The organism is Brevibacillus nigriterrae (assembly GCF_049846925.1).
Classification (GTDB): Bacteria; Bacillota; Bacilli; order Brevibacillales; family Brevibacillaceae; genus Brevibacillus_H.
Map to the genome: position 1 here is coordinate 178,233 of NZ_JBNCMT010000006.1, position 10,169 is coordinate 188,401.

Annotated in this window: 10 protein-coding genes; 3 read left to right on the top strand and 7 right to left on the bottom strand. The window is 48.0% G+C overall.

Annotation, left to right across the window (positions count from 1 at the left end; translation table 11 throughout):
- Positions 1 to 55: 55 nt before the first annotated feature.
- The 6 genes from ACPW7N_RS06770 to ACPW7N_RS06795 form a co-directional block, all read right to left on the bottom strand.
- The gene (locus ACPW7N_RS06770; RefSeq protein WP_425650268.1) at positions 56 to 832 is read right to left on the bottom strand and encodes a glycosyltransferase family 2 protein; all 777 of its coding nucleotides are present in this window, start codon (positions 830 to 832) and stop codon (positions 56 to 58) included.
- Between the two features lie 179 nt (positions 833 to 1,011).
- Complete coding sequence (locus ACPW7N_RS06775; protein ID WP_425650269.1) at positions 1,012 to 2,430, bottom strand: aldehyde dehydrogenase family protein; 1,419 nt, start codon at positions 2,428 to 2,430, stop codon at positions 1,012 to 1,014.
- Positions 2,431 to 2,484: 54 nt separating this feature from the next.
- On the bottom strand, positions 2,485 to 3,759 hold the full coding sequence (locus ACPW7N_RS06780) for a peptidase (protein WP_425650271.1): 1,275 nt from the start codon (positions 3,757 to 3,759) through the stop codon (positions 2,485 to 2,487).
- 16 nt (positions 3,760 to 3,775) lie between these two features.
- Positions 3,776 to 4,453: a 3-oxoacid CoA-transferase subunit B gene (locus tag ACPW7N_RS06785; protein ID WP_425650272.1), complete on the bottom strand. Its 678-nt coding sequence runs from the start codon at positions 4,451 to 4,453 to the stop codon at positions 3,776 to 3,778.
- Positions 4,435 to 5,136, bottom strand: coding sequence for a CoA transferase subunit A (locus tag ACPW7N_RS06790; protein ID WP_425650273.1), 702 nt, complete (start codon positions 5,134 to 5,136; stop codon positions 4,435 to 4,437). Before ACPW7N_RS06790 ends, ACPW7N_RS06785 begins: the two co-directional genes overlap by 19 nt.
- Before the next feature lie 16 nt (positions 5,137 to 5,152).
- On the bottom strand, positions 5,153 to 6,514 hold the full coding sequence (locus ACPW7N_RS06795) for an aspartate aminotransferase family protein (protein WP_425650274.1): 1,362 nt from the start codon (positions 6,512 to 6,514) through the stop codon (positions 5,153 to 5,155).
- 156 nt (positions 6,515 to 6,670) lie between these two features.
- On the opposite strand from ACPW7N_RS06795, the gene ACPW7N_RS06800 reads away from it, so the two are divergent.
- A complete protein-coding gene (locus tag ACPW7N_RS06800) occupies positions 6,671 to 8,227 on the top strand; it encodes a PucR family transcriptional regulator (protein WP_425650275.1) in 1,557 nt (518 codons plus the stop codon).
- A 9-nt stretch (positions 8,228 to 8,236) separates the two neighbouring features.
- Here ACPW7N_RS06800 and ablB read toward each other — a convergent pair whose 3' ends face one another.
- Positions 8,237 to 9,079 (bottom strand): putative beta-lysine N-acetyltransferase, encoded by an 843-nt coding sequence (ablB, locus tag ACPW7N_RS06805; protein WP_425650276.1) that lies wholly within the window; start codon positions 9,077 to 9,079, stop codon positions 8,237 to 8,239.
- A gap of 163 nt (positions 9,080 to 9,242) precedes the next feature.
- Between ablB and ACPW7N_RS06810 the strand changes: the two genes are divergently transcribed.
- Both ACPW7N_RS06810 and ACPW7N_RS06815 read left to right on the top strand, forming a co-directional pair.
- Positions 9,243 to 9,335 (top strand): YjcZ family sporulation protein, encoded by a 93-nt coding sequence (locus ACPW7N_RS06810; protein ID WP_425650277.1) that lies wholly within the window; start codon positions 9,243 to 9,245, stop codon positions 9,333 to 9,335.
- 89 nt (positions 9,336 to 9,424) lie between these two features.
- Positions 9,425 to 10,153, top strand: coding sequence for a glycerophosphodiester phosphodiesterase (locus tag ACPW7N_RS06815; RefSeq protein WP_425650278.1), 729 nt, complete (start codon positions 9,425 to 9,427; stop codon positions 10,151 to 10,153).
- The last annotated feature ends 16 nt before the right edge of the window (positions 10,154 to 10,169 follow it).

Sequence of the window (10,169 nt, forward strand, 5' to 3'; positions counted from 1 at the left end):
TTGCATTCTTCGCTTCCCCACTTTTTTTCGAGCAACCTTACTTAACAAGATAAGTTTACGTTTCATTGGATTCGTTCTCACCTCCCGGACCATCATATCCCCCTCTGATTCCTCGAGCCTGGATAATAGAACGGATGGCTTCTACGTGATCTCCCAAAACCAAATGAATTACGGAGTTTCTTGGTCTTTTCCGCTTCCGGTTAACATACGGGGTATAGATCAGATGGCCACGTTTGATTTTTAAGCCGCTCACAATTGCCTGGACCTGTGCAAGTGGAGGTATTGCCAGATTCTCATAACCGATAATCTCCACTGCCTTTTTACTGCAGGCATGGGGAACGGTTGTAAAAGAGCTACCTATCAGATCAGGTCTTCCTGCCAAGTGGTTCAGTACGCGTTTCGCTTCTGTAACCAAATCCATATAGCTTTTGGTAACGATACCTGAATAGGAATTAAGCACGACATCCCAACCATTTATTACATCCAAACAATATTTCCGAAGGATCCAAGTAGGGATGACAAAATCAGCATCAACAAACAGTAAAACTTCACCATTTGCGTGACTAGCACCTATCGCCCGTCCAACATCATGACCCAAAGATTCCGCATAGGAGATAACCTTTGCTCCCGCTTTGTTGGCAATCCCTGCCGTTCGATCCGTATTTCCGTTGCATACGACAATTACTTCCGTCTTTCTATTGATTCTTTTGGCTTCTGCAATGACTCTTCGGATTGTTTTTTCTTCATTCCTAGCAGGAATAATCACAGATATTGGGATATCGTCAGAAATGTGGCATTCTCTATTTCTGCGATTTTTTAGCTGTCGTCGCATGGAGTCTTCTCCTTTCCTGCCTTCCTTACCTTGCTTCTTACTAGTGTATGTTCACCACTAGGAGATGGACACGGCATTTATCTGATAGGGTAGTAGCCCCAGCAAGAAAACCCACTACATTCTTGCCAACAAAAAACCACACTTTCTATGCGAAAGCGTGGTTTACATTTGTTTTTGACCTATCGTTTGAATACTACCAGTTTCAGTTCAGTCATCTCTTCGATGGCATAACGGACGCCTTCTCTACCAGCACCGCTCTCTTTGACACCGCCATATGGCATGTGATCAACTCGGAAAGTCGGTATATCGTTGATCATGACTCCGCCTACCTGAAGCTCATCTGCTGCACGAAATGCCAGATTCAGATCATTGGTATATATGCCTGCCTGAAGACCAAAACGCGAATCATTTACTAGTGGAATGGCTTCCTCTGCTGATCCTACTGCATGAATGATGACCACTGGTCCGAATACTTCCTGGCAAGAAACTTTGGTATCTAACGGTACATTGGTCAGAATCGTGGGTAACAGTACCGTTCCCTCCGTACGTCCACCGTACAGGACTTTTGCTCCCTGCTCTTTGGCTTCCTCGATCCAGGACAACGCACGGGCTGTTTCTTTCGGGTTAATCATCGCTGAGTAGTCTGTGTCTTCATGCAATGGATCGCCACCATGCAGTTTTTCCGTTGCCTGAACAAATGCATCGACAAATGCCTGAAAGATCTCTTCGGCGACAAAAATGCGCTGTACAGAGATACACACTTGACCAGAGTAGGCGAAAGCACCAAATACACAGCGTGGAACAACTTCATTCAAGTCAACATCTTTATCGATAATCACAGCCGAATTCGACCCTAATTCCAGTGTCACCCGTTTCAGACCTGCCCGGTTTCGTATCCCAATTCCGACGGAGGGGCTGCCTGTAAACGTAATCTTTTTGACCCGTGGGTCCAACACCAATTTGTCACCAACTGTTCCGCCACTGCCCGTAATCACATTTAGTGCTCCCTTGGGCAAACCCGCTTGCTCTACCACTTCTGCCAAGAATAAAGAAGAGAGCGGGGTTTGAGATGCAGGCTTGAGCACCACAGTATTCCCTGCTGCCAAGGCTGGCCCAACCTTATGTGCCACCAGATTCATGGGAAAATTGAAAGGAGTAATCGCACCAATGACCCCTAGCGGCTCCCTTACGGTGTAGGCAACTCGGTTCTCCCCGCCTGGAGCAGCATCAATCGGAAGTGTTTCACCATGAATCCGCTTTGCTTCTTCGGCAGCAAATTTGTAGGTTTGAACGGTACGAGCAACTTCGCCTCTTGCTGTCTTGAGTGGTTTTCCCGCTTCCAAAGCGATGATTCGGGCAGCCTCTTCACTACGTTCGCTAATGATCGAGGCGATTTTTTCTAAATATGCACCACGCTGATGGGCAGGCATTTTTCGCATAACGGCTGCAGCAGCTTCGGCAGAGGCAATAGCCGATTCAATCTGCTGTTCGGTCGCAACCGGAATCTCAGCAATCTGTTCGCCGTTAAATGGTGCATACAAGGAAGAGTAGGCTTCCCCGCCGACCCACTCTCCGTTGATAAATTGCGCTTTTTTCACGTCCAACTCCCCTTTTCTTCGCTAGTTTACCTGTATGTAGCTACGCTTTATCCATTACTCTACTTCACACCACTCTAGGAGTGTCAGTGCGAATATTTCGGCACATTCAAAAACAGCGTCAAGTTCAATATACTCATTTGGAAAGTGAGCAACGGCTGTCACACCAGGTCCCATTACGATGGCCGGTGTATCTGCCAGTTTCGTCAAGAGACCACCGTCAGTCCCCCACGGTGAAGCCTCAATGACTGGTGCTTCCCCTTTGACCTCATAATAAGTTTTCTCTAGCACCTGCATTAGCGGATGATCCAGTTCAACAGCTCCCGGAACCCATCTCGCTCCAAACCATTCCAGCTCAACCGGATGCTCGGCGAACCATGAGTCAGTTTCTGCTAGCGAAAGTAGAGCCTCCTGCATCTCAGCCTTGGCTGACTCCATTTCTTCACCGGGAGCTACTCCCATACGGCCTTCCAGCTTCACCAGATCAGCAACAGACGATGGCCATTTGCCTCCCTCAATCACGCCGATATTGATCGGGATTGGAATCGGCAGCTTGGCATACAGTGGTTCGGTAATCCGGTCATTCCGTTTCTTTTCCAATTCAGCTACAGCTTTTACTACCAGCATACTCTTCTCGATTGCACTTATTCCTTCATAGCGAGTACCACCATGCGCTGATCTGCCTCTGACGAGTAAACGGAACCACATCGAACCTTGCTGCTTGGGAAAGATTTTGAGGTTGGTCGGCTCAGGAATTAACGCTGCATCTGCTTTATACCCTCGCAGGATTGTCGCAAGCGTTCCTGCGCCACCACTTTCTTCCTCCACGACACTTTGAAAAATGACATCTCCCTTTAAGCGAATCCCTAGACTCTGCAAAAGTTCGATAGCAAGTAAAGAAGCGAGATTGCCGCCCTTCATGTCAGTGGAGCCCCTGCCGTACAACTTGCCGTCTACAATCGTACCACTGTACGGATCATGCTCCCACTGGTTCCGATCTCCCTCAGGTACAACATCGACGTGTCCGTTGAGAATGATGGAGCGACCGCCCCCTGTTCCCTTCCAGACACCGACCACATTGGGACTGCCTTCGAAAGAAGAGCGTGGCGACACAAAGTAGTCATGCTTCTTCAATTCTACTCCGTCCATTTCCCACACGTCTACGTCAAGGCCCATCTGCAAGAGTTTTTGGGCAATTTTTTCTTGTATACCTCGTTCATTGCCCATCAGGCTTGCCTCACGCACCCACGTCTGCAACAGTTCAGTCGCTTCCGGTTTCATCACATTCAGTTGCTTTCGGATTTGCTCCCTGTAGTTATTTACAGCACTCACGTTCAGGCCCCCTTTATTATTCGAATACGCCAACTTCTCCGTCAATCTTGAGCTCGGCTTCTGTAGCTGCAATCACATCAGCAACGGTGTAAGGATACATGACTTCTTTTAAGTATAGTCCGTCTTCTCTTACTTCCATGACAGCCATATCGGTAATAATCAGGTCAGCGCTGTTTCTCGCTGTTAACGGGAGATTGCATTCACGGACGATCTTGGAACGGCCGTTTTTTTCCAAATGAGTGGTCAGTACCATCACTTTTTTGGCCTTTTGCGCTAACTCCATGGCTCCACCCATTCCCGGTACCCGTTTTCCTGGGACGATCCAGTTGGCAATGTCACCTTTTTCGCTCACTTCCAAGACACCTAGTATGGTCATATCCAAGAGTCCACGCCGGATGATGGCAAATGCGGTGGCACTGTCAAAAAAAGATGCTCCGGGTACAATCGTTACCGGGAATCCTCCCGCATTGCAAAGCATCGGGTTCTCTTCCCCTTTCTGCGGACTTGCCCCTGTGCCCAATACGCCGTTTTCCGCATGAAACAATACTCGTTTGTCTGGTGAAATGAAATCGGCTACCAAGGTTGGAATTCCGATGCCAAGATTGATGATCATGCCGTCTTCCACTTCCAGAGCCGCTCTCCTTGCAATCCGCTCACGATATGATTCTGGTTGCTTTACTTCTCCCATGCCCATCGCCAGTTCACCCCTTCACTTTGCACGATACAATCTACAAACACACTTGGCGTCACAATCTCTTCCGGATCCAATTCTCCGATTTCAACTATCTCATCTACTTCCACTATCGTAATGTCTCCAGCCATCGCAACCAGAGGATTGAAGTTTCGACCGCTCGTATCAAAGACGAGATTCCCCATCCGGTCGGCTTTCTTTGCATGGATAATGGCTACTTCTGCTGTGAGAGGGGTTTCTAGCAAATATTCTTTTTCTCCGATGACGATTCTTTCTTTGCCCTTTTCCGCTATCGTTCCCAGTCCGATGTCCGACAGAATCCCTCCAAGGCCAACCCCTCCCGCCCGAACTCGCTCCGCCAGAATGCCCTGTGGGCTAAATTCTACATTAAGTGTTCCTTCGGTCATTTGTGCGCCTGCATTGGGATTTGAGCCGATATGAGAAGCGATTACTTTCTTCACTCTGCGCTCAGTCACCAGTTGCCCTACGCCAATATGGGGAAAGGCTGTATCATTGCTAATCAGCGTAATATCTTTGATGTTGCTGTCCAGAATCGCTTGAATCAGCGTAGGGGGATTCCCTACCCCGCCAAAACCACCAACGATAAGTGTCATTCCATCATGAAAATAATGCATGACTTCATCAATGGCACATACCTTATCAAACCGATTTCGTTTTGAAGTCAATCCTCTCACCCCTGACTTATGATAGAAGCTGTTCCCGATAAAGCTCATCCTGAATGTCAACCAACGTTTGGCGAAGGATGCTTATCACCTGATCAATCTCTTCCTTGGAAATTACGAGTGGTGGAGCGACTATAATCGCATCACCCGCTACACCTTCGATAGCACCGACTGCCGGATAAATCATTAATCCATGCTCAAACGCGCGCTTGATAACCCGGTTTGTGATGCCTTGCGACAGTGCAAACGGTTTTTTGGACTGTTTGTTTTGGACGAACTCCAGTCCACAGAGTAGACCTCGTCCACGGGCATCTCCCACAAAGTCGAACTCTTCGGCAAGCTTGCCCAGCTCAGTTAACAGATAGGAACCCTGTTGGCGTGCCCTCTCTACTAAGCTATGCTTCTCCAGATAGCGAATCACCTCAAGACAGACAGCAGCGGATTGAGGGTTGGCACTGTAGGTGTGACCCGCCATAATCAAGCCAGAGCCTTTGGTAATCGTCTCGATAATTTCATCACTTGCCATGGTAGCAGCCATCGGCGTATACCCTGCACTCATGCCTTTGCCCAATGCCATGATGTCAGGAGTTACATGCCAATGATCAATTCCGAACTTCTCTCCGGTTCTGCCCATCCCTGTCATTACCTCGTCGGCAATAAACAAGACATTGTATTTGTCACATATCTCTCTGATTCGCTCGAAATAGCCATCGGGTGGAACGACTGCACCACCGGAAGCTCCGATGATCGGTTCAGCGATAAAGGCAGCCACATTCTCTGACCCGATTCGAGCGATTGCTGTTTCAAGCTCATTGGCACAAGCCAGACCATATTCCTCATCGGACATGCCTGCTGGCTTACGATACGGATATGGTGCTGAGATCGCAGGATAGTCTGCGAGCAACGGAACAAACCGCTTGCGTCTCAAAACATGTCCAGACATCGAGAGTGCACCCATCGTGATCCCGTGATAGCTCATCCACCTAGAAACAATGCGGTTTTTACGGGCATAGCCCTGTTCTTGCCAGTATTGAATGGCAATCTTCTGAGCTGTCTCCGTCGCCTCTGAACCGCTGTTCACGAAAAACGTCCAGTTAATCTCTCCAGGTGACCACTCTGCCAGTTTCGCCGCCAACTCTTCTACTGCATCACTGGAAAAATGCGAACGGTATGCAAACGACACCTGAAGTGCCTGTCTGTGCATGGCTTCTGCAATTTCTTCGACACCATGTCCAATGCTTGCCGTGACGGCGCCAGAGCATCCGTCGATGTAGGCTTTGCCCTGTTTATCGTATAGATATATCCCTTTTCCGTGGGAGACAAAAGGGTAGTTCTTTCCCAATTCCGGCTTGATACAGTAGCTTCTCGCCTCTTTTTGCATGACGATTCACCTCTCGCATGTATTTGCTTCAATCGTAGCGCAACAAGGTGCGAAAGCCATTCTACCGGCTGGAGAAAAAGCTTGCAGACTATACACAATTTTTTGTACATTTTGTATAAGACGATACGAGCTTTCTTACAGGGGAGTTTTTATACTATGACAATCACAATCCGTGAAGCTTTGCGACTTCCTGATATGGTTCAAACCCGCCTGGTGGCAGGCGAGCAGGGACAGGATAATCAAATACGCTGGGTAACGATTGTGGAAGTTGTCGAGGATACGCTTAGGCTTCAGGAGGGCGAGTTTCTCATTACGACCGGTTTTGGCCTGGAGAAGGATCTGGAAAAACAAGCGGATTTCATCCCTTCACTGGCAAGTCGTAGGCTGAGTGGCGTGGCGATTCATACGGGGTTTTATTTGCGTGAGATTCCAACTTCGTTTATCGAAGCTGCGAATCAATACGGCTTACCGCTCATAGAGGTACCCAGCGAGGTCAATTTCTCAACGGTGACCAAGGCCATGCTTCAGCCGATTATCAACCGTCAATTTGAAACACTGGCCTACTCACAAGCGATTCATGAACAAATCATTAAAGTGGCGCTCAGCGGTGGTGGGTTGCAAGCGATTGCCAATGAACTGGCACGTCTCACTTCGGGGAGTGTTTCCATTTTAGATGCTTACGGATTTGAACTGGTCCATGCAGTTGCAGCACCTTCATTTGATTCACAGCTACAAGCTCCGTTCACGGAAAAAGAAAGCACACAAACCATCTCCATTCGGGCTAAAGAAAACTATGGAAGTCTTACGCTTAGCAAGATAACAAGCCAATGGCAGGACCTTGATCAGATTGCTCTACAGCACGCAGCAACGCTTTGTGCATTGGAGTTCGTCAAGGAACAGGCGATTTCCGAAACAGAATGGCGGATGCAAGGTGATTTCGTCGAGGAATTGATCAGTGGACGTCTGTCTTGGAGCCATGAGGTGGAATCACGTTGTCGTATGCTCGGCTTTCCGTTGCAGGGGAAACAAATTGTCGCAGCACTACGCCTTCACGAGGATTCTGTACAGCTCGAATCCACTGTCCACCAGCGGAAACTGTCTGCTCTCATTAAACGTATGGCAGAACGGCAAAGACTTTCCTATCTGATTCGGGAACGGGCAAAGATGACATTGGTCATTTTGCCAGAAGGGCCGACCACGTATAAAATGCTCCAGCAGCTACTGGAGCAATGGAACAACATTCTCGATGCGGCTCCTCTCTGCATTGGACACAGCGAGCCAAAGGACCAGTACATCGATTGGAGCGTTGCCGTAGATGAAGCAGAATTTGCCCTAACTGTCCAACCACTTCTGCTTCACTCCCCTTCCATCGTTGCTTATGCGCAGTTAGAAGGTTATCAGTTCCTGTTTCCCTTTCATCGGCAGCCTGCTTCACTCCAATCCTTATGGCACCCGATGCTGCATCGAATTATTCAATATGACCGGAAGCACTCCCAACAGTTATTGGAAACCCTACACACCTATTTGCTTCACAATGCCAACGGGTTACAGGCTGCTCAAGCGCTGTTCATTCACCGCCACACGTTGAAATATCGCCTCCAGCTTATCGAAGAAAGAGCGGGTGTTTCACTGGGAGACTCATCCACCCGCTGGCAACTTCAACTGGCTGTGATGGCTTACCGTCTGCACCGGTTGCTTTATCCACACATGTAGTAATCAGAACTATTCATCGCTTGTCTCTCGAAGTGGTTTGACCCAGATATTCATATCTTCGTAACCGGAGAAAATCGTGCAATTGTTGACCAGCCTGCCTCTGTACTGATAACCCTGTTTGGCTGCGGTGATGTTCATTCCGTGTGATTGGGCTCTGGTTAATGTGTAAAGATAAAAAATGTTCATCGCGTCCATCTTTTGTTCAAGCACTGGAAACAGGTATTGCAGCAAGCCATTTCCGAGGTAGTCCGGGTGTGTGACGCAGTCCGTAATCTCAGCCGACCCGTATTCAGGTGTCACTTCGGCAGAAGCTGCACAAACAATTCGTCCATTTGCTTCCACCACAGAGTAAAACGTGCTTTCCTGCATCGTTTTCTTCACATACGACGGATCGTTCATCGGTGTCGGATACGTCTTAAAGACAAGACCATACAAAAAAGCCATTTCCTCTGCATCTTCTACAGAAGCTTCGCGAATGATGTATTGATCAGGCAGCGGAGGAAGCTTTTCCACCCCTGTTTCCTGTTTGGACAAACTGATTCGCACGATTTCATCCTCTGCCTCTGGCGCTTGTGAAGTTGACCGCTCGTCCGTGAGGAATCTCGATACCATTTGAGCATTTATACCATTAAAAAAGCCGTCGATTGTCCCTTCCAATCGATACCCGAGGTTCATGAATTCTGACACATCTCGTTTTCGTGCGTAGATGATCAGCTTCGTTACCCCAATTTCTCCTGCCCTTTGTTCAATATGCTGATCAATGGCTGCAATGTCGACACTTTGGTATTGAAGTACTTTGATTCGTTTGTTTGGTTCGTCGACGAGAATTGATGCCTCCCATTGTTTGTCCATTCCAACCCTCCCCCTCTTGAGACGCTCTTCTTTTTCACTACTGTATACGAGAATCCCCAGGCAGTCATCCTCCACATTGTATAAAAAGATCGAGAAAACCATCTCCAATCCTTGCCAATGTACATACGATGATGGTAGTGAGCACAGGAAGGGAGGGAGTATTATGAGCAAATGCCGCTCTAATGATGAGTTTCTGCTGATTTTGATTCTGTTCATCCTCTTGGTCATAATCGGTGCTTCCAGCAAACGCTGCTAGATTTTTTTTTGAACAAAAGGAACAATACCGTCCGTTCAGCTTGAAAGTCTTCACGCATACAATGTTGCAAGGAAGGAGGAAACCACAACGTGTGTCCTGTCATTTTTGCTCATCGAGGGGCCTCTGGTCTCTTTCCAGAAAACACGATGGAGGCGTTTCGAGCTGCATTCCGCCAGAGAGCGGACGGTATTGAACTTGATGTCCAATTATCACTAGATGAAGAAGTGGTGGTCATTCACGATGGCAGACTGGAACGTACGACCAACGGGGAAGGCCTCGTACGTGCACATACCTTGTATGAGTTGCAGCAATTAAATGCCGGTGAGTGGCTGCACCCCAAGTTCCGTCATGTACGGATTCCCAGTTTGCAGGAAGTCTTTGAATTTGTCCAGCCTACTCATCTGATGGTCATTCTGGAATTGAAAAACTTTTTAACTCCTCAACCGAATCTGGAAGAAAAGGTTTTGAGCCTGATCGAACAGTTTCAACTGGAGAAGCGTGTGATTATCTCTTCCTTCAATTTTAACAGCCTCCTACATATCAAACAGTTGAATCCCGCTATTAAAACCGGTTTGCTCTACATCGGTTCCCTGCGTCATCCCTGGCAGATTGCTCAAGAGTTCCATGCAGAACAAATTCATGCACCACAAGTAGAAATCACCCCTAAGCTGCTAAAAGAAGCCCATCGAATCAATCAGGAAGTGTATGCTTGGACGGTGAATGGCCCACATCGCATGAAATTGATGTTTTCTCTCGGCGTAGATGGAATCATTACCAACTACCCCTCTCGTGCCAGAAGGCTGTTAAAGAAAAAGTAAAAGGAACCCAGCGTAC